The sequence below is a fragment of the Paenibacillus sp. MMS20-IR301 genome (assembly GCF_032302195.1).
In the GTDB taxonomy this organism is placed as follows: domain Bacteria; phylum Bacillota; class Bacilli; order Paenibacillales; family Paenibacillaceae; genus Paenibacillus_AQ.
Window position 1 is genome coordinate 958,167 of the sequence record NZ_CP135275.1, and the last position, 22,716, is coordinate 980,882.

At 51.0% G+C, this 22,716-nt stretch carries 21 protein-coding genes, 1 riboswitch and 1 other annotated feature; of the genes, 13 read left to right on the forward strand and 8 right to left on the reverse strand.

Annotated elements, in window-relative coordinates; genetic code table 11:
• Positions 1 to 244: 244 nt before the first annotated feature.
• The 12 genes from LOS79_RS04005 to glpK all read left to right on the forward strand — a co-directional run bounded on the left by LOS79_RS04005 (position 245) and on the right by glpK (position 11,760).
• Positions 245 to 916, forward strand: coding sequence for a nucleoside recognition domain-containing protein (locus tag LOS79_RS04005; protein WP_315416455.1), 672 nt, complete (start codon positions 245 to 247; stop codon positions 914 to 916).
• A 51-nt stretch (positions 917 to 967) separates the two neighbouring features.
• Positions 968 to 1,456 (forward strand): spore maturation protein, encoded by a 489-nt coding sequence (locus tag LOS79_RS04010; RefSeq protein WP_397386773.1) that lies wholly within the window; start codon positions 968 to 970, stop codon positions 1,454 to 1,456.
• A 266-nt stretch (positions 1,457 to 1,722) separates the two neighbouring features.
• Positions 1,723 to 2,043, forward strand: coding sequence for a hypothetical protein (locus LOS79_RS04015; protein WP_315416457.1), 321 nt, complete (start codon positions 1,723 to 1,725; stop codon positions 2,041 to 2,043).
• Between the two features lie 203 nt (positions 2,044 to 2,246).
• Positions 2,247 to 2,771, forward strand: a complete 525-nt coding sequence (locus LOS79_RS04020) for a hypothetical protein (RefSeq protein ID WP_315416458.1) — start codon at positions 2,247 to 2,249, stop codon at positions 2,769 to 2,771.
• A 437-nt stretch (positions 2,772 to 3,208) separates the two neighbouring features.
• On the forward strand, positions 3,209 to 3,553 hold the full coding sequence (locus LOS79_RS04025) for a peptidoglycan recognition protein family protein (protein WP_315416460.1): 345 nt from the start codon (positions 3,209 to 3,211) through the stop codon (positions 3,551 to 3,553).
• Positions 3,554 to 3,573: 20 nt separating this feature from the next.
• On the forward strand, positions 3,574 to 4,332 hold the full coding sequence (locus tag LOS79_RS04030) for a pseudouridine synthase (RefSeq protein ID WP_315416461.1): 759 nt from the start codon (positions 3,574 to 3,576) through the stop codon (positions 4,330 to 4,332).
• A 112-nt stretch (positions 4,333 to 4,444) separates the two neighbouring features.
• Positions 4,445 to 4,969, forward strand: a complete 525-nt coding sequence (resA, locus tag LOS79_RS04035; RefSeq protein WP_315416463.1) for a thiol-disulfide oxidoreductase ResA — start codon at positions 4,445 to 4,447, stop codon at positions 4,967 to 4,969.
• Positions 4,966 to 6,654: a cytochrome c biogenesis protein ResB gene (locus LOS79_RS04040; protein ID WP_315416464.1), complete on the forward strand. Its 1,689-nt coding sequence runs from the start codon at positions 4,966 to 4,968 to the stop codon at positions 6,652 to 6,654. Before resA ends, LOS79_RS04040 begins: the two co-directional genes overlap by 4 nt.
• On the forward strand, positions 6,651 to 7,913 hold the full coding sequence (ccsA, locus tag LOS79_RS04045; protein ID WP_315416465.1) for a cytochrome c biogenesis protein CcsA: 1,263 nt from the start codon (positions 6,651 to 6,653) through the stop codon (positions 7,911 to 7,913). The genes LOS79_RS04040 and ccsA overlap by 4 nt, the downstream gene beginning before the upstream one ends.
• Before the next feature lie 75 nt (positions 7,914 to 7,988).
• A complete protein-coding gene (locus LOS79_RS04050; RefSeq protein WP_039301726.1) occupies positions 7,989 to 8,705 on the forward strand; it encodes a response regulator transcription factor in 717 nt (238 codons plus the stop codon).
• Positions 8,706 to 10,145 (forward strand): HAMP domain-containing sensor histidine kinase, encoded by a 1,440-nt coding sequence (locus LOS79_RS04055; RefSeq protein WP_315416466.1) that lies wholly within the window; start codon positions 8,706 to 8,708, stop codon positions 10,143 to 10,145.
• A 121-nt stretch (positions 10,146 to 10,266) separates the two neighbouring features.
• Positions 10,267 to 11,760, forward strand: a complete 1,494-nt coding sequence (gene glpK, locus LOS79_RS04060) for a glycerol kinase GlpK (protein WP_315416467.1) — start codon at positions 10,267 to 10,269, stop codon at positions 11,758 to 11,760.
• A gap of 86 nt (positions 11,761 to 11,846) precedes the next feature.
• Here the strand turns inward: glpK and LOS79_RS04065 are convergent, their stop codons facing one another.
• The 6 genes from LOS79_RS04065 to LOS79_RS04090 all read right to left on the reverse strand — a co-directional run bounded on the left by LOS79_RS04065 (position 11,847) and on the right by LOS79_RS04090 (position 18,545).
• Positions 11,847 to 12,839: a 3-oxoacyl-[acyl-carrier-protein] synthase III C-terminal domain-containing protein gene (locus tag LOS79_RS04065; RefSeq protein ID WP_315416468.1), complete on the reverse strand. Its 993-nt coding sequence runs from the start codon at positions 12,837 to 12,839 to the stop codon at positions 11,847 to 11,849.
• Between the two features lie 176 nt (positions 12,840 to 13,015).
• Positions 13,016 to 13,366 (reverse strand): hypothetical protein, encoded by a 351-nt coding sequence (locus LOS79_RS04070; RefSeq protein ID WP_315416469.1) that lies wholly within the window; start codon positions 13,364 to 13,366, stop codon positions 13,016 to 13,018.
• A 199-nt stretch (positions 13,367 to 13,565) separates the two neighbouring features.
• On the reverse strand, positions 13,566 to 13,928 hold the full coding sequence (locus LOS79_RS04075) for a carboxymuconolactone decarboxylase family protein (RefSeq protein WP_315416470.1): 363 nt from the start codon (positions 13,926 to 13,928) through the stop codon (positions 13,566 to 13,568).
• Between the two features lie 49 nt (positions 13,929 to 13,977).
• Positions 13,978 to 15,591, reverse strand: coding sequence for a thiamine pyrophosphate-binding protein (locus LOS79_RS04080; protein WP_397386733.1), 1,614 nt, complete (start codon positions 15,589 to 15,591; stop codon positions 13,978 to 13,980).
• 143 nt (positions 15,592 to 15,734) lie between these two features.
• Positions 15,735 to 15,830, reverse strand: a riboswitch (cyclic di-GMP riboswitch).
• A gap of 381 nt (positions 15,831 to 16,211) precedes the next feature.
• On the reverse strand, positions 16,212 to 17,462 hold the full coding sequence (locus tag LOS79_RS04085; protein ID WP_315416472.1) for a methyl-accepting chemotaxis protein: 1,251 nt from the start codon (positions 17,460 to 17,462) through the stop codon (positions 16,212 to 16,214).
• Between the two features lie 108 nt (positions 17,463 to 17,570).
• Complete coding sequence (locus tag LOS79_RS04090) at positions 17,571 to 18,545, reverse strand: helix-turn-helix transcriptional regulator (protein ID WP_315416473.1); 975 nt, start codon at positions 18,543 to 18,545, stop codon at positions 17,571 to 17,573.
• Positions 18,546 to 18,712: 167 nt separating this feature from the next.
• Between LOS79_RS04090 and LOS79_RS04095 the strand changes: the two genes are divergently transcribed.
• Entirely contained in the window at positions 18,713 to 19,558 is an 846-nt protein-coding gene (locus LOS79_RS04095) for an SDR family NAD(P)-dependent oxidoreductase (protein WP_315416474.1), read from the forward strand.
• Positions 19,559 to 19,628: 70 nt separating this feature from the next.
• Here LOS79_RS04095 and serA read toward each other — a convergent pair whose 3' ends face one another.
• Together serA and LOS79_RS04105 are read right to left on the reverse strand one after the other, a co-directional pair.
• Positions 19,629 to 21,221, reverse strand: coding sequence for a phosphoglycerate dehydrogenase (gene serA / locus LOS79_RS04100; RefSeq protein ID WP_315416475.1), 1,593 nt, complete (start codon positions 21,219 to 21,221; stop codon positions 19,629 to 19,631).
• A 236-nt stretch (positions 21,222 to 21,457) separates the two neighbouring features.
• Positions 21,458 to 21,684, reverse strand: a binding site (T-box leader).
• A gap of 112 nt (positions 21,685 to 21,796) precedes the next feature.
• A complete protein-coding gene (locus LOS79_RS04105; protein ID WP_315416476.1) occupies positions 21,797 to 22,702 on the reverse strand; it encodes a hypothetical protein in 906 nt (301 codons plus the stop codon).
• Positions 22,703 to 22,716: the final 14 nt, after the last annotated feature.

Below are 22,716 nucleotides of genomic sequence, written 5' to 3' on the forward strand. Positions count from 1 at the left end.
CTAAGTGCTAAGTGTAGAAAAGGCATCTATTTCTATGGCAATATCCGATATTGCGAAAACAGTTGGATAAACAGCATTTAATTTGGCTCAACCGGCGGATAACAGGCAGTACAGGTGAAATTAATATACGAATATCCAACTATTTTCGAAAAAGTTGCTTTGAAGCCTTAATTAAATAGCATAAATCCACCTATTATTTAGAAGCTAAATTAAGTTCAGGGTGAAGCTGGAGGAGGGGAAACGAATGATAAACGGTATCTGGCTGGGGATGATTCTGATCGGGTTTGTGTTTGCGGCTGTGAACGGACGGATGGATGAATTCACGGCTGCCGTATTCGACGGTGCCAAAAGCGGCGTTACGGTCAGCTTCGGACTAATCAGTGTACTGGTGTTCTGGCTGGGGATTATGCGGATTGCGGAGGATGCCGGCCTGCTGAAGAAAATAGCCAGAGTGCTTGGACCGGTAGTAGCCTTTTTATTCCCGGATGTGCCCAAAGGCCATCCGGCTATCGGCTATATCCTCTCCAATATGAGCGCCAATCTGCTGGGGCTTGGCAATGCTGCTACCCCCATGGGCATTAAGGCGATGCAGGAGCTGCAGAGCCTTAATCCGGACAAGGAGACCGCTAGCCCGGCGATGTGTACCCTGCTTGCGTTAAATACGGCCAGCATTACGCTGATTCCGGCAACGCTGATAGCCATCCGGCTGAACTATGGATCAGCCGACCCGGCAGCAATTGTCGGAACGACGCTGGCCGCTACGGCAGTGGCCACGCTTGCCGCTATTGCAGCGGACAGGCTGTTCCGCCGCCTGACCCTGCTGCGGAGGCCTCCGGCCCCGCCGCCGCTGGTAAAGAAAAGCAAGGGCCCGGCGAAAGGGAGCTCGGCGCTCCCTCATTCTTCTATGAAAGGGTGACCCGCTTTGTTCCAATTAATCAGTCTAATCTCCGCCTGGGCGATACCGGTGATGGTCACCTTCATCCCGCTCTATGCCTTCACCCGGAGGATTCCGGTCTATGAATCCTTCGTGGAGGGGGCGAAGGACGGGTTCAGCACTGCCATAGCCATCATCCCCCATCTGGTCGGCATGCTGGTGGCGATCAGCGTCTTCCGGGCATCGGGGGCACTGGACTTCCTGATGGGCTTTATAAGCCCTGCTCTGAAGGGGCTGGGTGTTCCCCCTGAAGTTCTTCCGCTCGGCCTCCTGCGCCCGTTGACAGGCACCGGATCGCTTGCCTATACGACAGACCTGATCCGTGTTCACGGGCCGGACTCATTGATCGGCATGATTGCATCTACTATACAGGGGAGTACAGATACCACCCTGTATGTGCTGACCGTATACTTCGGCGCTGTAGGCATCCGCAACGGCCGTTATGCGCTTAAAGTAGGCTTGTTCTCCGATATTGTCGGCTTTGTTGCGGCGATTGCTGTATGTCTGCTGGTCTTTGGGTAACCGAAAAAGCCGCTGGGAAAAGAAGGAAAAGTCCGGTGCCCTGAAGAATTATTCAACAGATATCCATTGATTAATTCAGAGGAGCAAATTTTATAGTGGAAATGATTGTGATTTTACTATTTTTATATGTATTTGTTTTCATCTATTTATATACACACGCAGTTAAAGCATTTAAGGAAGAGTGGGTCCTTGACCGAAAGTTTCTGGCCCGTAAGCTGCTGAAATTATCGGGGATATTCCTCGCCCTGCTCCTGATTAATTTCCTGATGCTGAATTTCAATCTGGAAAGAACCGGGAGTACAGGTGCGCTGCAACTGAATATACTCTGTGGATTCATTGCATTCTCCGGGGTCTTGGCTTTTTTTGCCGGGAGGAAGATATTCACAGCCTTCATGGGAGTTTTGTATATATTAGATCTGCTTACATTTATTTATTACATAGGGAAAATGACTGGTAATGGGCTGGAGGATTTCGCTCTCGGCATACACAGCGGGATTATCCTTTTTATTAACCTGCTGCTATTTGCCGCAGCTATTCTTCTTGATCGTGCAATTCCGCTCGAAGAGCCGGGTGATAAGATAATTTAACGGATGGACAGGCACCTTTGTTGCACGTCGTACAACTTAAAGCGCCGAGTTCCGGCGGAATTATAAGGATTGTTGTAGAATTTACAATAATTTCAACGCTTTACCGTTGAAATGGAAAGAAATGTTGTATTTCTTACAGCATTCTTTGAATAGAGCTGCTATCCTGATGAGAATATTGTATTTTCTGCAGGATTTTTTGCGGCATGTTTAATAATTATTATTCCGGAGGGGCAGCGGGGAAGATGGGACCGGTTATTTTCTTATTGGCTTGCTATGCGGCAGTTCTATTGTACTTGTTTCATCACGCCAGAGATATTTTTGCATTAGCCTGGAATCAGGAACGCAGCAACTTGAGCCGCAGGCTGGTGATGCTGTCCGGGTTATTTATTTTACTTCTGCTGATGGACTTTCTGGTGCTGAATACCAATTGGGAGCATGCAGGCCGGAGCTTTATTCTGCCCGTAAATATATTTCTTGGAGCGGTTGTTCTTACAATCGTGCTGGGTATCTTTGCCCTAAGGTATGTATTTGCAGGAATCATCACATTTCTGTACATATTCGATCTGGTCCAATATCGTCAATTCCTGACAGCTATTACGGGAGATTCTTCGCGGGATGGCGGTATCGGATATGGCTTGCTGTTTAATATATTTATTAATCTAATCGGTTTTGCCGTAGCTGTTGCTATAGATCATGTTATCCATCTGGTACAAAAGGCTAAAGTATAAATTGTTTGAAGCTTATACTCGTATTAGCAGTGGGCACGTGTTGCCCGGTATTTATGTGACTGCTATTTTGAATGGTATGCAAGCGCTGCGCAGCAGCCGCTTGCCCTCAGCCCTTACCCTCCTCAGCGGGTGAGGGCTGATTGTTTTATCTTTGAAGGGTTCCCGCACAGCCCGCTGGCGGAGGAACGGAGCGGAAGTTTGGAGCTGTAGGAGCGCCAGCGACCGCCTTTGTCTGCGGATTTCACCGCTTAGCGGTATAAATCGAAGAAATCTGCAGACAACAGCGGCCGGAAGCCCAAATCTTCTGCGGAGTTTCGATTAGCCGGCTCCCCCGCCCGCCCGCGCCCCCAACCCCCAAAGATTTTAACAGCAGTCCTCACCCCGCGCCCTCCCACTTCATATGCTATTTCAGCATTACGGAGGGAGGCCGGCAAAGGGTGGACTACAAAGGCTTTATTCTGCATCATTCCCGCTGTACGTCGATTAACGGAAAAGGATTTGACTTCTGGGTCGGTTTAGACGGGGCGGTCTATGCTGCGCCGCTGCTGACAGATCCTGAGCATATTCATATTTGCTTTGAAGGCAACTATGGCGAGGCAGAGGCGGTTCCGCAGCTTACGGAAAGCCAGCAGCAGCTGTTTGCAGCCGGCAAGCTGATTCTGGAGCTGGCGGAACGTTATCAAATTACCCCTTTACTGATTGAACCGCATAGTAAAACTTGCCCTGGTGCATTTTTTCCGTGGAATGACCTTGTGATTTATCCTTCGGGTGGTTATCATTAACCTGAGGTGAGTAGTCGAAAATGGAAAGATTACAGAAAATTTTGGCGCAGGCTGGTGTGGCGTCCAGACGCAAGTGTGAAGAAATGATTTTAGCCGGTAAAGTGGAAGTCAACGGGGAACTCGTAACTACGCTTGGCACGAAGGTGGACCCCGCAACAGATATTATTAAAGTCTCGGGCAGGCTGATCAGAGGCGAGAATAAAATCTATATCATGTTCAATAAGCCTAAGGGTGTAATTACAAGCGCATCCGATGATAAGGGCCGCAAGGTGGTTACGGATTACCTGAAGGGCATTACCGAGCGTGTATACCCTGTTGGCCGTCTGGATTATGATACCGAAGGGCTGCTGCTGCTGACCAATGACGGTGAGTTTGCCAATCTGCTCACGCATCCGAAGCATCACGTGCCGAAGACGTATCTGGCCACGGTCAAGGGTGTGCCGCACGGCACGGCGCTGGACAAGCTGAAGGCCGGCATCAAGCTGGAAGACGGCATGACGGCTCCGGCGGAAGTCGAGTACAAAGATGTTGACGAGGATAAGAAGGAAACGGTTATCAGCATCACGATTCATGAAGGGCGCAACCGTCAGGTCCGGCGGATGTTTGAAGCGATTTCTCATCCGGTAATCCGCCTGAAGCGGATTTCCTTCGGAGATATTCTGCTCCAGAACCTGAAACGCGGCTCCTACCGTCATCTGACCAAGGATGAGATTAATCATCTGCAGCAGATTGCCAAAGCGGGGGCGCTAAGAGAGAATACGACCCGCAAAGACACATAAAGTTCACAATTCCCCCTCCTAAAACTGTGACAATATTCGTTATAATGTTCATAGGATGTTCACACCTAACGAATAATGTAATGAGTTGCGTCACAGAAGGGGGCACCCGCGTATGGGCAAAGCGAGAAAGCCGATCCAAATTGTGATTCTATCTCTAATTCTCCTGCTTGGGGTATATGCTGTCGGTTCCTCCGTGTTCGGAGGCGAAGGTAAACTGGAGGAAGGCGGAAGAGCGCCGGACTTCAAGCTGCTGGGGCTGGACGGCCTGACCCACACGCTGGAGGAATACAGAGGGAAGTCCGTAGTGCTTAACTTCTGGGGCTCCTGGTGCGCCCCTTGTGTGAAGGAAATGCCTGCCCTGCAGGCACAGTGGGAGAAGTGGAAGGATCAGGGCGTAGTGGTGATAGGAGTGAATGTAGGCGAGGATCAGATGACGGTGGAGAATTTCGTGAAGCTGGTCGACATCAATTTTCCGGTTGTAATGGATACGGGACGTGATGCCGTCCGCAGCTACGGGGTATCACCGCTGCCGACTACATTCTTCATTAATGAGAAGGGCAAGGTGGACAGCATTCACATCGGCCAGCTGGATTTAAGTTCGCTTGACGAGCAAATCGGGAAGCTGGTGGGACAATGAAGCCGAACCTGCCGCTGATCAGCAATACCAAATGCGAATGCGGACATCAGAACCCTGTGGGGACGGTGCTCTGCGAAGCCTGCGGTAAACCGCTTGACGAGAAGGAATGGAAGGCTACAGGAAATCTGGAGATGCGGTACGACGGGGTTGCCCGGCGCTCACAGCGTGTAAGTCCGGGGATCATCGACCGGGTCTGGAACTTTTTTTCCTCCGTCAAGATTGCCATCTATCTCATTGTACTGACACTGCTGGGCGCTATGCTGGGTACGATATTTCCGCAGGAGAGCACGTTTCTGAATATTGATGCATCAACTTATTATAATGAAATGTATGGAACAGCCGGGAATATATATTATAGACTCGGCCTTTCGCATACCTACGAATCCTGGTGGTTTGTAACGCTGCTTGTGATGATTGGGGCTTCCCTGGTCGTTTGCAGCCTGGACCGGGTGCTTCCGCTGTACAAGGCACTGACCCGGCAAAAGATCCGCAAGCACCGGCAGTTTCTGACCCGTCAGAAGCTGACGCTCACGGCCGCTGTGGAGGAAGAGCCGGAGTCCTGGACTTCGCGCATGATCCAGCCGCTCCGGAAGAAGGGCTACAGGGTCCGGACGGAAGGCGGTGCTCTTTTAGCCGAGAAATACCGTTTCAGTCGCTGGGGACCTTATGTAATACATATCGGCCTGATTATATTTTTGCTGGCAGTACTCGCCAGAGGGCTTCCCGGACTGAATATGGACCAGCATCTTGCATTTCCGCAGGGAGAGGCTGTCAGAATTCCGGATACAAGCTTTTACCTGAAGAATGAGCAATTCACAGTAGAATTCTATAGTGACGAAGAGATGCCGGCCGAATTCCGCGGGGTTAAGGTTCTTCCCAAGCTTTATGAGACTAAAGCGGTCCTCTATGAATGCACTGCAGACTGCTTGGACCCGTCTAAGGAGCCTAAGCTTGCTGAAGTGGCCAGGCACGACATTCAGGTGAATTCTCCGTTGAGCTACAAAGGAATGAAAGCGTATCAGTTTGATTATGACCTGACCCCGGTGCTGCGTTCCGTGAAGCCTGATCTTGTAAATTCAGCAACGGGCGAGAGCTACGGAAAGTTTGAGCTGGATATGAAGAATCCCGGGCGGGTTTTCAAGGCTGGTCCTTATACGCTTGAGCTGAAGGAGAAATATATGGATTTCGGACTGAATGAAGAAGGCCAGCCGGTATCCAAATCGCCTTACCCGAATGCGCCGGCCTTTCTGTTCCTGCTTAAGGGGCCAGGTCTGCCGGACGGGGGGCAGCAGTATTTTTACTTCCCGAAGCAGGTGGATAAAGAGCAGTTCCAGCAGGCAGCCATTAACGATAAGCTGGGCGGCGCAGACAGGTTTCTGGAGCTTGAGGTCAGCAGTATGAGCGATGTTGATTTCGCGGAGTCCACCACTTATCTGAATGTGCGTGTGGACCGGGCAATGCCCTTTGTCTGGGTCGGTGCAGGAATTATAATGCTGGGACTCATTCTCGGCTTCTACTGGCAGCATAGACGCATCTGGCTGTTCGTAGAGGACGGGGAGCTGGTATTAGGAGGCCATACGAACAAGAACTGGTTCGGCTTCCGCCGTGAAATCGTTTCTATTCTTAAGCAGATAGACATGACAGTCGATGAAAAATCATTGGACAACGGAGGAGGCCTGGCATGAGCTTGCTTGATTTCAGCAGTGATGTCTTTATTGCCGCATTCTTTTTATACAGCGGAGCTTTCATGTTGTTCACCATCGCCATTATGGGCCGCAGATGGTCCGGCAGGAAGCCGGAGGAGCACACTGCACGCTGGGGCAGACTGGCTTTTATCGCCTCTTCGCTCGGGCTGCTGTGTCATATGGCGTATTTCGTCACCCGCTGGATGGGCTCAGGCCATATTCCGGTCAGCAATATGTATGAATTCATGACCTTCTTATCCATGATGGTTATGGTTGCGTTTACGGTGATCTTCGCGATCTACCGCAAGATTATTCTCGGCGTATTCGCAGTTCCGATTTCAATTATAGTGATGGCCTATGCAGCGGTATTTCCGCAGGAAGTGCAGCCCTTGATTCCGTCGCTGAAATCCATCTATTTGAATATTCATGTCACGCTGGCAGCGCTGGGCGAATCCTTCTTTGCAGTCGGCTTTGCTGCCGGGCTGATGTATCTGCTGCGGACGGTGAATTTCGGCAGTAAGGAACGGGGCGACCGCAAGCAGCAGAGACTGGTTGAATTTACTCTCTTCTCAATCATTGTTATAATTGGTTTTCTCGGATCCGTATTTGCTTTCCGGGGAGCCGGCTACGAATCTGTTTTTGTCCGTACTAACGTTACGATTGACAGCCCCGGGCAGGAAGATAGTACAATAGAGAAAGTGAGTTATAAAATGCCGCCGATTGTGGCACCTTACCATAGCGAAATTGAGAGCTTCCAGCCGTTTCTTGGTATGAAGCAGCCGTTATTCGAAGCACCTTCCTGGATGAACGGTGTCAATGCAGGACGCAAATTTAATACCGTAATCTGGTCCCTGCTATCCGGTCTGATTCTTTATGGAATTCTCCGCCTGGCAGTACGTAAGCCGCTGGGCAGGGCGATTCATCCGGTTCTGGACGGAATTGATGAGAATGACCTTGATGAAATTACTTACAGGGCTATAGCCATCGGTTTTCCGATATTCACGCTGGGGGCTTTGATTTTTGCAATGATATGGGCCGAGGTGGCCTGGGGCAGATTCTGGGGATGGGACCCCAAGGAGGTCTGGGCACTCGTTACCTGGCTATTCTACAGTGCTTATCTTCATTTGCGGCTGGCCCGCGGATGGCAGGGACGCAAATCTGCTTGGCTTGCAGTACTCGGCTTTCTAATCGTAATGTTTACCCTGGTTGGTGTTAATTTGGTGATCGCCGGACTTCATTCCTATGCGGGGACGGACTGAAACATTAGATTCACCATCGCGCAGGCAAAGTAAGGGTAACGTTCTACTGTATTTGATGAAGGGGTTGTTGTGTAAATGGCAGAGCACTTGAATAGAATTCTGGTGGTGGATGACGAAGAGCGCATCCGCCGCCTGCTCAAAATGTATCTCGAAAAAGAAGGCTACGAAATTGATGAAGCCGAGGACGGCGAAATCGCTCTGCGGAAAGCAACAGCCAATGACTACGGTCTGATCTTGCTGGATGTCATGCTGCCGGGCATTGACGGAATTGAAGTGCTTACCCGGCTGAGAGGGGTTAAATCTACACCGGTTCTGATGCTCACAGCCAAAGGTGAGGAGATTAACCGGGTCCAGGGTTTCGAAATGGGTGCAGATGACTACGTCGTGAAGCCGTTCAGCCCGCGTGAAGTGATTTACCGGGTCAAGGCGATTATGCGCCGTTCCTCGGCAACCGCCTTTTTGTCCAAAGAGAGCAACTCAAGCAATAACATTGTATTTCCGTTTCTCATTATCGAGCATGACGCACACCGCGTTACCGCCGGCGGCCAGGAGGTAAGCTTGACGCCTAAGGAATATGAGCTGCTGCATTATCTCGCTATTTCACCGGATAAGGTATTCTCGCGTGAAGAGCTGCTTAAGGATGTATGGAATTACGAATTCTTCGGAGACCTGCGGACAGTAGATACCCATGTCAAGCGGCTGCGCGAGAAGCTCAATAAGGTGTCCCCGGAATCGGCGGCTATGATTACAACGGTATGGGGCGTAGGTTACAAGCTTGAGGTGCCTAAATAAGTGAACTTCTGGAGAAGTCTTGTCGGTAAGCTGTGGATCACGATCATCTGTCTGGTTGCTGTCGTGCTCATTACACTGGGGCTGTTTCTGCTGCCCTATATCGACAGTAATTTCGCCAATTCCGGGGCGATCAAACGTTTGTTTACGTATGTCTGTATGATCGGGTTTTCCTTAACGACATTCTTTGCCTTATTTTTGTTTACGAAGATTACACAGCCGATGCAGCAGGTGATTGAGGCGGCCAATAATATCCGCCGCGGCGAATATGGTACAAGACTGACGCTCGTAACCAGTGATGAGATCGGTCAGCTGGCCACCTCCTTCAATCACATGGCTGAAGAGCTGGAAGAGAACATACGCAGCTTGAATCAGGAAAAAGGCCATCTGTCCAGCGTTCTGCGCAGTATGAGCGATGCCGTAATTACCTTTGATATCGAGGGGCGGATCATTCTGACCAATCCGCACGGGCAGGCACTGCTGGAAACCTGGAGCGATCTGGCCTGGGAGCAGGAGGCCGACAGCGGGCTGTATCCGCCGTCTGCTGCCTCTGGTGAGGTGCCGCCGCCGCTGCTGCATTTGTTTTTCAGCACGCTCAGCCAGGGCGGTGACCAGCGCTCCAATGTACATGTCCGGCAGGGTGTTTGGTCCGTGCATATGGCCCCCCTCTATGCCGAGGATCATCTCCGAGGGGCGGTAGCTGTACTGCGTGATGTAACTGAAGAGGTGCGGCTGGAGAAGATGCGGCGCGATTTCGTCGCCAATGTCTCCCATGAGATCCGTACCCCGCTGTCTATGATGCAGGGATACAGCGAGGCACTGCTGGACGGCATGGCCTCCTCTCCGGAGGAGAGCAGTGAGCTGGTTCAGGTCATACATGACGAATCGCTGCGGATGGGCCGTCTGGTCAAGGACCTGCTCGATCTGGCCCGCATGGAAGCCGGGCATCTTGATATGATGAAGGTTCAGGTGGATGCCGGGGAACTGCTGGAGCGGGTATACCGTAAGTTCGCCGTCAGAGCCAAGGAACGGGAGATTCTGCTTGAACTGAAGAAATCCGGGCCGGAGCTGCTGCTGAAGTCTGCTGATGAAGACAAGCTTGAGCAGGTGCTGACTAATCTGCTGGACAATGCTTTCCGCCATACACCCGCCGGCAAAATGATCTCCATTACAGCCGGCTCCATGATTCTGGAAGGCCGGAGCTACCTGGAGATTGAGATCAGGGATCAGGGTGTAGGCATCACGCCGGAGGATCTGCCCTATATCTTCGAACGTTTCTACAAGGCAGACAAAGCGCGGGTCCGCGGGGAGTCAGGCGGAACCGGGCTGGGTCTTGCGATTGTCAAGAATATCGTCGAATCGCACCACGGCAGCATTCACGCTTCCAGCAAGCCTGGCGAAGGGACCGCCTTTATCCTGCGGCTTCCTGTCGAAAAACAGTAAATCCGGACATTGCATGACAGCGCCTCTGACAGCAGAGGTGCTTTTTGTTGAAACCACCACATAAATCTTGTTCATCGTGGAACATATCTTTTAAGCAAATGCTAGCAGGAGGCTGGACATTATGATTCTTTCATTGGACCAGGGGACGACCAGTTCAAGGGCGATTCTCTTTAACGAGAGCGCAGGAATGATCGCGCAAGGACAATATGAGATTAAACAGTCTTTCCCCCGCCCGGGCTGGGTAGAGCATGACCCGGAGCAGATCTGGGAGAGCCAGCTTGCCGCCGCCAGAGATGCTATCAGCGCCAGCTCAGCCCCGGCTGACAGCATTACAGCAATCGGTATCACCAACCAGCGGGAGACGGCACTGATCTGGGAGAAGGTCACAGGGAAGCCGATCTATCCGGCGATTGTCTGGCAGGACCGCCGGACAGCTCAGCATTGCGAGGAGCTGAAGGCGCAGGGGATGGCCGGAGAGATTGCAGCGAAGACAGGGCTTGTCATCGACGCCTATTTCTCAGCTACGAAGCTGGCGTGGATTCTGGACCATGTACCGGGAGCCAGGGAGCGTGCAGCTAAGGGAGAGCTCATGGCAGGAACCGTTGACAGCTGGCTGATCTGGAAGCTTACAGGCGGCGCTGTGCATGCCACAGACGTTACCAATGCCTCCCGGACGATGCTGTATAATCTGCATGAGCGCAGATGGGATTCCGGACTGCTTGAGACGCTGCGGATTCCGCCGTCCATTCTGCCTGAAGTACGGATGTCGGGCGGTGATTTCGGTACCGCAGACAAGCAGTGGTTCGGTGCAGCTATTCCAATCCGCTCTGTGCTGGGTGATCAGCAGGCGGCGCTATTCGGTCATACCTGTCTTGAAGCGGGCAGTGCCAAGAATACCTACGGGACAGGCTGCTTCATTCTGATGAATACAGGTACAGAGGCTGTATCCTCGAGCCACGGCCTGCTGACGACCGTTGCCTGGGGCATCGGGGATGAACTCTATTATGCGCTTGAAGGCAGTGTATTTGTCGCAGGAGCGGCCGTACAATGGCTGCAGGAAGGGCTGGGTCTGATTGAAGGGCCGGCTGACTCGGAGGAGAAGGCAAGTGAAGTCGGAGACAGTGAGGGCGTAGTGGTCGTACCTGCCTTCACCGGTCTTGGTGCGCCGTACTGGGATATGTATGCCCGCGGGGCTGTGTTCGGGCTGACCCGCGGCACAACTGCCGGACATCTGGTCCGGGCAACGCTGGAGTCACTGGCCTTTCAGTCCCGTGACGTGATCGGAGCTATGGAGAAGGACGCAGGGATGCCGCTCAGCGGCCTCAGAGTGGATGGCGGCGCAGTACGCAACAATCTGCTGATGCAGTTCCAGGCAGACATTCTGGGCAGCGACGTTACACGTACAACCTACGCGGAGACTACTGCACTTGGTGCTGCGCTGCTTGCCGGACTTACATCAGGCATCTGGACCCGGGAGCAGCTGGAGCAGTTCAACAAGGCCGAGAAGGTGTTCTCGCCGCAGATGGGGCAGGAGGAGCGTGAGCACCGTTACCGCGTCTGGCAGGATGCTGTAGCGCGGACGATGGGCTGGGAGAAGCATGAAGGGCAGCACTAGGTTCACTGGGACAGAAGTGTAAAAGCCTGCCGGATAAAAAACGGCCCGCAGCAGTTATCCTGCCAGCGGGCCGTTTGAATTATATATTAGTATTCCATTACAAAGGCAACATTTTGCCAGCCGGCGCCTACAGTCCAGAACAGCACCTTATCACCGCGTTCGAGCTGTCCGGTCGTCACGGCTTTATGCAGTGCGATGAAAGGGCTGCTCGTAGAGGTGTAGCCGAATTCATCGCCGATGTATACTGCAGCATCCGGATCAATTCCGATTTTGCCGGAGACCGCCTGAATGTTCGGTAGCGACAGCTGCGAGAAGCAGGCCGCTTTGATGGATTCAGGGGCAATCCCGTTATTGCTTAGCAGTGTATTGATCGATTCCGAGGCAGCATCCACGCAGATCGAATCATCGAACGGAATAAACTTCACATTGAATTCGCCTGCAGCGACACCGCTGCGTCCGAGATTAGCCAGGCCTTCTGCCGGGAATAAGGAGTTCCCGTAGACACAGGTATCGGTCTGGTAGATCGAATCAATGAAGCCTACAGAATTCTCATCACGCTCCAGGATGACAGCAGCAGCAGCATCCCCGAAGTTGGCGTAGTATACCGGATCATTTTTGTTAGCATGCGGGGCAACATAATCCGAGCCGATGACAAGCGCACGGCGGATCCGCGGATTGCCAAGCATCTGGCGGCTGACCTGCTCCACTGCAGCAGTCATTCCGGCACAGTTGGCGTTGCTGTCGATGCAGATCGTATGCGATGCCCCGTTAATTAAACGATGAATCATGAGTGAGTTTGTAGGAAAAATATATTCAGGAGTTTGGCTTGCATAAGCGATTAAATCAATATCTGCACCGGACAATCCGGTTTTTTCCAGAACATTGCTTGCGGCTTCAAAGGCCATCGTCAGGGAGTTCTCATCTGTGCTGCTGATGCTGTACCGGGTATCACGGCCCAGTGTAGCCAGAAGTCCGCGGATATCAATGCCCTTCTCATCGAAATGCTGAATGAAAAAGTCATTGCTGATCTTAGTGCTTGGATGGTAGATATCAATGTCCTTAATGCGAATCCCAGCCATAGTAGACCTCCTAAAAGTATTATGCATATAAGCTTTCTGATTACACTTCGGCAAAACTCGCTTCGTAAGCTAAAACTTAAGTTATGTTAGTAAGTGATCTCGTACAAACTTAATCATGATAACTGGCGGTAAAGCCCGGAGTTTCAATGATGGAATTTAGGTGTATATAAAAATTACTAGGCTTGTACCGTCGAGATAATGTCCAGGTTTTCCAGTCCTGCTTTGCGGCCCAGACGCGCCAGCTGCATTTTGAGAATCGGGTTGTTCTCCAGGGTCAGGGTGACCTTCTGGAAGCCGTCAGACTTGAACATGATGAAGCAGCCTTCCAGCAGCGGCACAACATCAGGGGCGGTTACGTTAAGCTTTCTGCAGTCGATATCAAGGGCATATTCAGCCGGATTAATCGGGTTAATGGTCTGCTGGTAAGCTTGAATGGATTTCAGGCCATCCTCATTCGAGAAGGTTCCTTCCAGCTCAATATTAATGACTTTCTTTGCACTGTCCGTCTTCAAAATAAATTGTCCCATGTTCATCTCTCCCGTAATTTTGATTGCATGACAACTCAGACCTTATCGGTTAATCATCATGATGGATATCCGGAAACTGCATTCTTACGACTATATTCGACATTTGAATTTAGTTTTTGGGATATTTTGCCTTCATTATAACCGCATGATTCTCGAATATGCAATACAAAAGTCGAATGTTGTAATATCTTGTAAGGGATTAACGGATCTCTTCCAGCGTCTCCAGCAAAACATTGAAAGCCGAAATCACTCTTGGAGCGCCAATAACCGGTACCAGATGCAGCAGAATTCCTTTGATTTGATCAACGGTCATTCCGACGCGAAGTGCCATTACATAATGAACACCAAGCTGTTCAAACTGCCCCATAGTTATTAAAGATGAGATAACGGCGATCTCCTTCCAGTCCGCCCCAATAGTTGTCCGCTGAAAAATATCCCCGTAAGCATTACCCATAATGAACTCGGCAAGCTCAGGGAAATGCTCTTTGATCGGTGCCAGCGCTTTTGCTCCGTATTGTCCTGAAAGATTAGTGAAATGCTCCAAACCGCTGTTCGTGTTCATACTTCATGGCCTCCTGAGAGTAGGGTAGTAGAGTGGGATGCAATCCGGCTTAATTAAGATCAAGTGTCCGGTGAGCCGTAGGAGGCATTTCATCACGGTCGGTTAAAAGCTCAATCACAGCAACACGGTTTAGCGCAATTGCCTCGCGGACTGCTGAAGCAAATTGCTCCTGTGTCTCGCATCGGAAGCCTGCGGCACCAAGCGATTCGGCGAATTTGACAGCATCAAGAGGAACCTCGAACAGTGTTCCATCAATCCGGCCGGTTGTTTTCGCCATACCCTTGAGTGCCATATCCAGCTGCATATTATTGACAACAATGAAAATCACAGGTATTTCCTTGCAAACGGCTGTGTTTATTTCAGTACCAAGCATCATGAAGCAGCCGTCACCCGTAATGCAGAACACGGTTTCTTGCGGAGCGGCTACCTTGGCTCCGATGGCCATGCCGATTGAATTGCCCATGCAGGCAAAATAATCATCGAAAACAAAGCTGCCGGCCTTCTTAACGTTGAACCATTTCACTGCGTTGAAGCCATGGCTGCCGTCATCGACAAATACAGTACTGTCATAAGGGATCAAATCACTCATTGTGCTCATTACTGAGGCGAGAGACAGCTTGGGCAATACGGGAAGCTCCTCATGATACTCATTGGATACTGTAATCTCGCGTCTCTTGACGGACGCCGGATCAATCTGCTGAAGGTACAGCTCCAGATTGTCCCGCATATCGCCGCCAACAGAAATGGTGCGAGAATGGAGGATTTTACCGACAAATGTAGGATCGACATCAAACTGAATCAGCAGCTCAGGATGGTTCTCAGGCTTCAGATTACAGATGGTCATATCGCTTAGCCGTGAGCCAAGGACAATAAAAAGATCGCTGTTGTTCATTAGCTCTTCACCGTGCGGACATCCGCCGACGCCGATAGGCCCGTGATAGAGCGGGTGATCCCAGGCGATGGTGCCTTTGCCGCCGGGAGAGGTGACAACAGGAATGTTGAAGGTTTCGGCCAGCTGGACAAGCTCCTTGTGGGCTCCGGAACGGTTGACGCCTTTACCGGCGATGATCAGAGGTCTGCTGGAGGCATTGATTGCCGAGACGACCCGTTCAAAGTTAGCGTAGTTGACGAGCTTTTCCCGTTCAGGCAGCACGATCCGGCATTCCTCCAGCCGTTCCGTTTGGACATCAAAGGGAATGCAGAGATGGACAGGGCCTTTTTTGTCACCCAGCGCGATGGACAGGGCATGATTGAATATAGTGCTGAAATGATCACCGCGTTCAACCAGCTTGCTGAACAGCGTTGCCGGCCGGAACATCTCTGCCAGATCGGCAAGGTAGGATGTGGAATCCTGACACTGGGGAATCCCCAGCTCTTTAATTGACTGATGGCCGGTGATGAAGAGAACGGGAAGATTGTTAGCCTTGGCATGTGCCGCAGCGGTGAGCAGGTTCGTTCCGCCCGGGCCGGAGGTGCCGAAGGCTACCCCGAGACTGCCTGTTTTGAGCGCGTAACCGCCTGCTTCAAATCCGGAGCTGGATTCATGCCGGCCGGGAATGAATTCAATACCATAATCTACAAGCTTTAGTGCGATAGGACAAATAGATTTGCCGATAATCCCAAAAGAATGTGTTACTCCGAGATTGTGTAATGCCTCGGCCATATAATCTGCAACTGTCTTCAGAACATCCACCCCGCAAGTTGTTATTAGGTATGTAGCAATAGAAAACCTGCACTCGTTAGTAGGAGCACAGGCCTGTTGCACGAATCACAGACCGGACATGAAATCTAAGACGTCCGTAGTGTTTCAGCAACCTGGCTGTCATGGTCCTATAAAGATATAGGACTGTAGATCCATGGCTTTGCGTCATTCCCTTTCGAAGAATTTTGCCTCTTATTCTGTTAGGAGTAATAGAAGAATAATTTTCCTTTACAATATATTCCTCGCTCTCCTTTTGTCAATAAGCGCAGTTTATGGAACTCGAAATTTAGCGAATTTTCAGGGATGAAAGCGGCTTGAAATGATAGTTTTCAAACCATTTGCATTATGTTTTCCGAAAATGTGGATGTGTAATAATATAAATTCAAAAAATCAAATGTATAGTATTATAGAGGTTTTTATATATATATTTAATGAATAGTAAGTAAATAATACAAATTTACTTTTTATGGTTATGCAGAATCTTAACACTTTGTGAATATTACAGTAAATCTTTGCCTCGACATAATAAAAAAGCCGTTTCCGCAGTTTGCAGCTGCGAAAACGGACTCTCTGCGAATCTGTTAAAATTTGAAAATATGAATTGTTTTTTGCAGCTGGAAAACCGATTGGGTCATCTTCTCGGTCTCTTCAGCTACGGACTGCAGTGCATGGATTTGCTCGTTCATCGCTGCGGATACCTCTTCGGTACCTGCTGCCGTCTGCTGGGTGATCGCCGAAATATTCTCAATTGCTCCGGAAATTTTAAGCGCACTTTCGAGCATCAGGTCACTCTCGGCGGAGAAGGAGGCGATCTGCTCAGTTATGTACTGTACGCTGTGAACGATTTGGGAGAAGATATGTGCAGTTTCGGTAATCATCTCATTCTGTACTTGTACTACTTCTTCGTTGATGGCAATATTATCGATCGCCTGCTTGATATCAGCTTCTATGCTGCGGACCAGTCCGAATACCTCTTTGGTGGAGGCAGTGGATTCTTCCGCCAGCTTGCGGACCTCCTGGGCGACAACTGCGAATCCGCGGCCATGTTCGCCTGCACGCGCAGCTTCAATGGAAGCGTTCAATGAGAGCAGGTTCGTCTGCTCAGCAATTTCAGTAATGCTCTTGGCAATCATGGTAATGCCGCGGGCATTCTGCGAAAGGGCTTCGATTGTGTCTGCCACCTTTTGTGTAGCCTGAATATTCTTGCGCATGCCGTCTGCCTGGGTATCAACGGAGATTCGTCCTTGTTCAACCAGTTCAAGCGTATGTACAGAGCGTTTATTCATTTCTTTTGTAGAATTCGTATAATTGGAGACCTTGGTTTCAATATCTTTGATGGACTCGGTCATTTCTGCAATATCTACCGAAATTTCGTTCGCGCCGAGGGCCAGTTCATTGGAAGAGGAGGCTACCTGGGCCATTACGATCTTCAGGTTCTGGTTCTTATCCTCTATCCCGCGGCTGGCATCCATAACCTGACGGGTGAGCTGTGAAGCATCAGTCAGAATCTTCTTCAGCTTGTCGATCATTGTGTTGAAGGAACGGCTGATATCGCCCATGGAGCCACTCTCGTCCGCCCGGCTGGTGAAGTCGCCTTTGGCAATCGTATGCGTTACATTGGAGATATCCTCAAATGAAGATGTAAGCGTTCTCTCAATGAAGCGCGCGAGCGGGAAGGTTAGGGCAGCGAGTACCGCAATCAGAATAAGGCCAATCACAACCTTGCCCATAATGATCAGCGTAATCAGCACGGGGACAGCGAATAAAGCGGCAACCAGGTAACATCCGGCAATAATTCTTTGTTTTAACGGCAGCTTGTTCATCCAGTCCATAAAGTATAGTTCCCCCTAAAAATGATAATTGTGTATTGTCATATTATAGGGGATTAGAGCGCGATCGGTCTATTGTAAGAACTGACATAAAACTTCTTTTTGCATTCGCTAAAAAGAGTGCGGTTGCGTATTGTTTTCGTACAGCAAAAGAGCTTCACGTAAACTGCACTCTACGCTGCCGGCCAGCTCCGCCGGAGAAGCTACAATAATACCCGGACTTAACGACAGGATGATCCGGCAGGCTGACTCCGGCGTATTGAATTCAGCTTGCACAACTATCCAGCCGGGGCGGGCATCCGGGGTCTGCTGCAGGATATTAACGTAACGCTCCTTCTGCAGGGCGTTCATGGCATTCTCCTTCACAAGCAGCTCTGCCGGATAGCGCGGGAGGGAGGATTTGAATGCCGTGGTTGAAGCCTCCCAATAGTCTGCCAGGTTGAAATTTGCCGGTCTGCGAAAAGTTTCTTCCATGACTTCGGCACTATTAATCCGTGAAATACGATAGGTCCGCATGCCTTCTCCGGTCTCTGCGGCGACATACCACACTCCGCGTTTGACGACCAGCCCGAGCGGGCAGATCAGCCGCTCTGCGTACTCTTCTCCGCGCAAATAACCGATGCGCACTTTATGCTCCTCCCATACGGCTTCCTGCAGTGCCGTAAGACAGGGATAGGTTTCTCCGGACGGATGCCAGCCTGCACCGTCAATATGAATCCGCTCGTTTAGAACACTCAGCGGTGAAGCCGGCAGTCTGGCAGAGGCAGCCTGCAGCTTGCGGCTTGCGGAAGAGAACTCGGACTGGATTCCCAGCGCCTGGAGAATTGCAGGATCGGCCGGCAGGAGCAGTGCTGAGATCTCTTTGGGGGTCATTCCGGTCAGCGAGGTCCTGTAACCCTCGGCAAGCATCCAGCCTCCCTCGCGGCCGCGTTCGGCCAGCACAGGGATACCGGCGATGCCGAGCGCCTCCATGTCCCGGAAGATCGTCCTTTCCGAGACCTCGAGCGTCTCGGCGAGCTCCCTTGAGCTGATTTTACCGCGGTTTTGCAGCAGCAGCAGAATGGACAATAAACGGTCTGCCCGCATAATAAGCCTCCTTATATGAAGAGATGGAATCACAACAATGAATATAACCAGTATAAGTCTTATATATGTCAGGAGCTGTCATATATAAGGCTTATATTAATAAAGAGAACGGATTGGTGCAACATAGCTGATAGAATATGCAGCATTAGCTGAGAGGAGAGGTTATTATGACAACGTTAAACGGGAAGATAGCACTAGTAACAGGCGGGAGCAGGGGGGCGGGAAAGGGGATCGCGCTAGAGCTGGCTAAAGCAGGTGCCTATGTATATGTTACGGGAAGAAATGCCGGATCTCTGCAAGATAGAGGACCAAGGACGCTTGAAGGTGTACTGGATGAAATTCATGAGGCCGGTGGTGCAGGCGCCGTTATCCGCTGTGATCATACGAATGACGGGGAGACAGAGGCGGTAATCCGGCAGATTGCCGCAGAGAAGGGGCGCTTAGATATTCTGGTCAATAATGTATGGGGCGGCAATAGCCTTCCGATTGAGATAAAGCCGATGTGGGAGCTTCCGGCTGCCCATTGGGACAATATGTTTGATGCCGGAGTCCGGGCGCAGCTCATGACTAACTATTATGCCGTTCCGCTGATGCGCAGCGGGGGCTCCGGTGCAGGGAAGCTGATCATTCATACCACCTTCTGGGATGATTATAAATACGTAGGGAATTTCTATTATGATTTGTCTAAAAATGCGCTTGTACGCATGGCCTTCGGCCTTGCGGCTGAACTGGCGGAAGACGGCATCGCTGTAATTCCGCTATCACCCGGGTGGATGCGGACAGAGCTGGTGCTGGACAGCCTGAAGACAGATGAGGCACACTGGCGGGAGGTCGAAGAGCTGCAGGCCAGCGAATCTACAGCATATATCGGCCGCGCAGCCGTAGCACTGGCTGCTGATCCCGGGGTGCTGAAGCTGTCAGGCAAGCCGCAGCAGGTAGGCCGCCTGGCGGAGGAATACGGCTTCACGGATACTGACGGACGGCGGATTCCGGTCTTCAGGGTTCCAGAATAATCAGCAAAAAAACACTCCTCCGGAATGGATGGCCTGAGCCATCCTTCCGGAAAGAGTGTTTTTTTGGGTCCTACAGCAGAATGATTTCTTCTGCAGTGTTGATCTCAGGCAGTCCGGCCAGCTTAACCAGGACATCCTGCGGAACAGCCTTGTCAACGGTCAGCAGCATGATGGCGGCACCGCCGACAATTTTACGGCCAACCTGCATGGAGGCGATGTTGACGTCATTCTGTCCGAACAATGTGCCGACGAGACCGATAATACCCGGTTTATCGTTGTGCGAAATGACAACCTGATGGCCTTCCGGAGCGATGTCCACCGGGAATTTGTTGACCTGCACAATCCGTTCGCCATAGCCCTGCAGCAGTGTGCCGGCAACCAGGCGTTCTTCGTCATGCTCAGCCTTCAGAGTAACCGTGATCAGGTTGGTGAAGCCTTTGGTCTTGGAGGCCTTGGTCACTACCACGTTAACATCGCGCGTCTTGGCCAGGTGCATCGAGTTTACGATATTAACATCACCGGCAAAGTGACGGGAGAGAACCCCTTTGACAATATAGCGGGTTAATGGCTGAGTATCCACATCAGAAAGATCTCCGGCGTATTCCACATGAATCTCGCGGATGGCCCCGTCGGTAATCTGGGTTGCGAAGCTGCCCAGCTTCTCGCCGAGTGTAAAGTATGGCTGCAGCTTGTTCATCACGCTCGGTGCGACCGGCGGGATGTTCACGGCATTGATGAAAGGCTCATTGCGCAGAATATGCAGCACCTGCTCCGATACGTCAATTGCCACATTCTCCTGTGCTTCCACGGTCGAAGCCCCCAGATGCGGAGTCACGATAATTTTCGGATGGGAGAGGAACGGATGATCAGCCTCCGGCGGCTCCTTCTCGAATACGTCGAAGGCAGCTCCGGCAACGATCCCGCTGTCAATGGCTTCAACCAGGGCCATTTCATCGATAACACCGCCGCGTGCACAGTTGACAATGCGCATACCTTTTTTCATAACCTCGAACTGCGGGCGGGAGATCATATGGCGGGTTTCCGGTGTCAGCGGTGTATGAACAGTAATGAAGTCTGCACCACGGACAATGTCATCCACCGAAGCAAGCTTCACTTCCAGCTTCTCTGCACGGTCTGCGGTCAGGAACGGGTCATAGGCCAGTATATCCATGCCGAAGGCTTTGGCTCGCTTAGCCACTTCACTGCCGATCCGGCCCATACCGAGCACGCCCAGTGTTTTGCCGCGCAGCTCAACGCCGAGGAAAGTCTTTTTGTCCCATACACCGGAGATGGTCTTGGCATAGGCTTGAGGAATATGACGGGCGAGTGCCATCATCATAGCGAAAGCATGTTCACAGGTAGTAATGGTATTGCCGTCCGGGGCGTTGATTACAACGACACCGCGCTGGGTGGCAGCTTCCAGCTTAATGTTGTCTACACCGACGCCAGCCCGGCCGATCACCTTGAGATTAGTACCGGCTGCGATGATTTTCTCAGTTACAGTAGTCTGGCTGCGGACGAGCAAGCCGTCATATTCGCCAATGATTGCAATAAGCTCATCTTCATTTAGTCCTGTTTTCTTGTCCACAGTCACATCGCTTGCGTCCATCAATTGCTGAATCCCCAAATCACTGATCGGGTCCGATACTAATACTTTAAACATGGTCTCTTGTCCTCCTTCAATTTAGAAAGCTAATATGCCAAGGATGCCCTGGGAGGGCAATCCGCAGTACCATAATCATCAGAAAAGGTGGCGCGCACGCTCGAATAACGGGGTAACGCGCTGTCGCATAAAAGAGACAGTGTGCAAAGAGCCGGCAACGGTGCACGACGGGCGGGCCGGGCAGCAATACAGAATCCGGGTAACAAAAAAACTCCCAACCCCATACTACTGCCGTAGTAAGGGACGAGAGTTGTCGTGGTACCACCCTAATTCACTGTAGCAGTTAAACTACAGCCTCATTGGCCTGCAAAGGCCACACTGGTAACGGAGATGATCCGATTGTATCTACTCAAGGTTCAATACAATATCTCAGGAGCGCTAAAGAATTCTGTTCACCACCGGTTTGCACCAACCACCGGCTCTCTGAAGATTTCCAGATCCTTTGTTCCATCATCGGTTTTGCTTGATTAATTTTTCATAATGTAACATGGTGATGCCAAGTGTGTCAATAGGCTTCTTCAGCTTTGGGTCGTCTTGAAGTGGACCCGGTTTTTCGTTATGATGCATTAATGGTCTTATTCATAAAAGAAGGGAAGCTGCGGCATAATCTCCTTGCCGTAATACTGTTCCCGCCACTTGATGAAGTCCTGCTCCTGTACCGCACCGGTGGATATAAGCAGGGTGACCGATGACTGTACATCCTTAAGCTGCAGGGAGCTCGCAGTACCGGAGTAGATCATATCATCAATTTTGGCAGTGATATCCTGAGGATCGTAGCCGGCGTAGATTCCGCGGTTGAGCATCATATCTGCGATGGAAGCGTTTTTCAGCAGCAGCGGCATTTTTTTCCATTGAATGAAAGACAGGGTCTTCAGCTCTCCGGCCTGCTCCGGAATGGACGAATTGGTCTTCGCCCCCCATTTAAGCATGGAATCATAAAAGTTCTTCTGGGCCAGCAGCCCGAACTTCACAGCGCTTGTAGTGAAATTATCGCTTCTCAGCAGCTTGGCCGCTTCCGCTCCGGAGGAGCCGGCAGAGACCTTGCCGGAAGCCTGCGAGAACAGGGTTAGGCTCTTTAATACGTTAAGCTGTGACTGATACAGCAGCGGTGAATTGGTGAACAGGGAATCCTGCGTGACCTTGGCATACTGCTTATCCGCCAAAATGCCAAGATTCTTGAGTGTGGCCGCATTCTGGCGCGCATCCGTGCTGCGTGCGAGGCTGTCCACCTGATCATTCCAATTGCGCTTGAATTCCCGATAAGGCAAAAATACGTTATGATAGAACGTAACAAGATCCTGCTGCTGATAGGAGCCGGAGAACTCCTCTGTTAGATCCGGACCGGCCAGTTTGGCATACTTAGCTTCCGTTTTGTCTGCTCCAACCTTTACTCCCGTAAAAAACGAGGCGAATGCGGATATTAGAAACAAGATAAAACCTAGTGTGTACAGCATTTGAGTGCGGGAGGTACGGCTGTTCATAGTTAGTGCTCCTT

What these genes read in the sequence shown, in the direction of transcription:
- LOS79_RS04020 (WP_315416458.1), top strand. Translation starts at nt 2,247, where the DNA reads ATGTTTAATAATTATTATTCCGGAGGGGCAGCGGGGAAGATGGGACCG.
- LOS79_RS04105 (WP_315416476.1), bottom strand. Translation starts at nt 22,702, where the DNA reads ATGAACAGCCGTACCTCCCGCACTCAAATGCTGTACACACTAGGTTTT.
- ccsA (WP_315416465.1), top strand. Translation starts at nt 6,651, where the DNA reads ATGAGCTTGCTTGATTTCAGCAGTGATGTCTTTATTGCCGCATTCTTT.
- LOS79_RS04005 (WP_315416455.1), top strand. Translation starts at nt 245, where the DNA reads ATGATAAACGGTATCTGGCTGGGGATGATTCTGATCGGGTTTGTGTTT.
- glpK (WP_315416467.1), top strand. Translation starts at nt 10,267, where the DNA reads ATGATTCTTTCATTGGACCAGGGGACGACCAGTTCAAGGGCGATTCTC.
- LOS79_RS04010 (WP_397386773.1), top strand. Translation starts at nt 968, where the DNA reads ATGGTCACCTTCATCCCGCTCTATGCCTTCACCCGGAGGATTCCGGTC.
- LOS79_RS04085 (WP_315416472.1), bottom strand. Translation starts at nt 17,462, where the DNA reads ATGGACTGGATGAACAAGCTGCCGTTAAAACAAAGAATTATTGCCGGA.
- LOS79_RS04030 (WP_315416461.1), top strand. Translation starts at nt 3,574, where the DNA reads ATGGAAAGATTACAGAAAATTTTGGCGCAGGCTGGTGTGGCGTCCAGA.
- resA (WP_315416463.1), top strand. Translation starts at nt 4,445, where the DNA reads ATGGGCAAAGCGAGAAAGCCGATCCAAATTGTGATTCTATCTCTAATT.
- LOS79_RS04050 (WP_039301726.1), top strand. Translation starts at nt 7,989, where the DNA reads ATGGCAGAGCACTTGAATAGAATTCTGGTGGTGGATGACGAAGAGCGC.
- LOS79_RS04065 (WP_315416468.1), bottom strand. Translation starts at nt 12,839, where the DNA reads ATGGCTGGGATTCGCATTAAGGACATTGATATCTACCATCCAAGCACT.
- LOS79_RS04080 (WP_397386733.1), bottom strand. Translation starts at nt 15,591, where the DNA reads ATGGCCGAGGCATTACACAATCTCGGAGTAACACATTCTTTTGGGATT.
- LOS79_RS04095 (WP_315416474.1), top strand. Translation starts at nt 18,713, where the DNA reads ATGACAACGTTAAACGGGAAGATAGCACTAGTAACAGGCGGGAGCAGG.
- LOS79_RS04090 (WP_315416473.1), bottom strand. Translation starts at nt 18,545, where the DNA reads ATGCGGGCAGACCGTTTATTGTCCATTCTGCTGCTGCTGCAAAACCGC.
- serA (WP_315416475.1), bottom strand. Translation starts at nt 21,221, where the DNA reads ATGTTTAAAGTATTAGTATCGGACCCGATCAGTGATTTGGGGATTCAG.
- LOS79_RS04015 (WP_315416457.1), top strand. Translation starts at nt 1,723, where the DNA reads ATGCTGAATTTCAATCTGGAAAGAACCGGGAGTACAGGTGCGCTGCAA.
- LOS79_RS04070 (WP_315416469.1), bottom strand. Translation starts at nt 13,366, where the DNA reads ATGGGACAATTTATTTTGAAGACGGACAGTGCAAAGAAAGTCATTAAT.
- LOS79_RS04075 (WP_315416470.1), bottom strand. Translation starts at nt 13,928, where the DNA reads ATGAACACGAACAGCGGTTTGGAGCATTTCACTAATCTTTCAGGACAA.
- LOS79_RS04040 (WP_315416464.1), top strand. Translation starts at nt 4,966, where the DNA reads ATGAAGCCGAACCTGCCGCTGATCAGCAATACCAAATGCGAATGCGGA.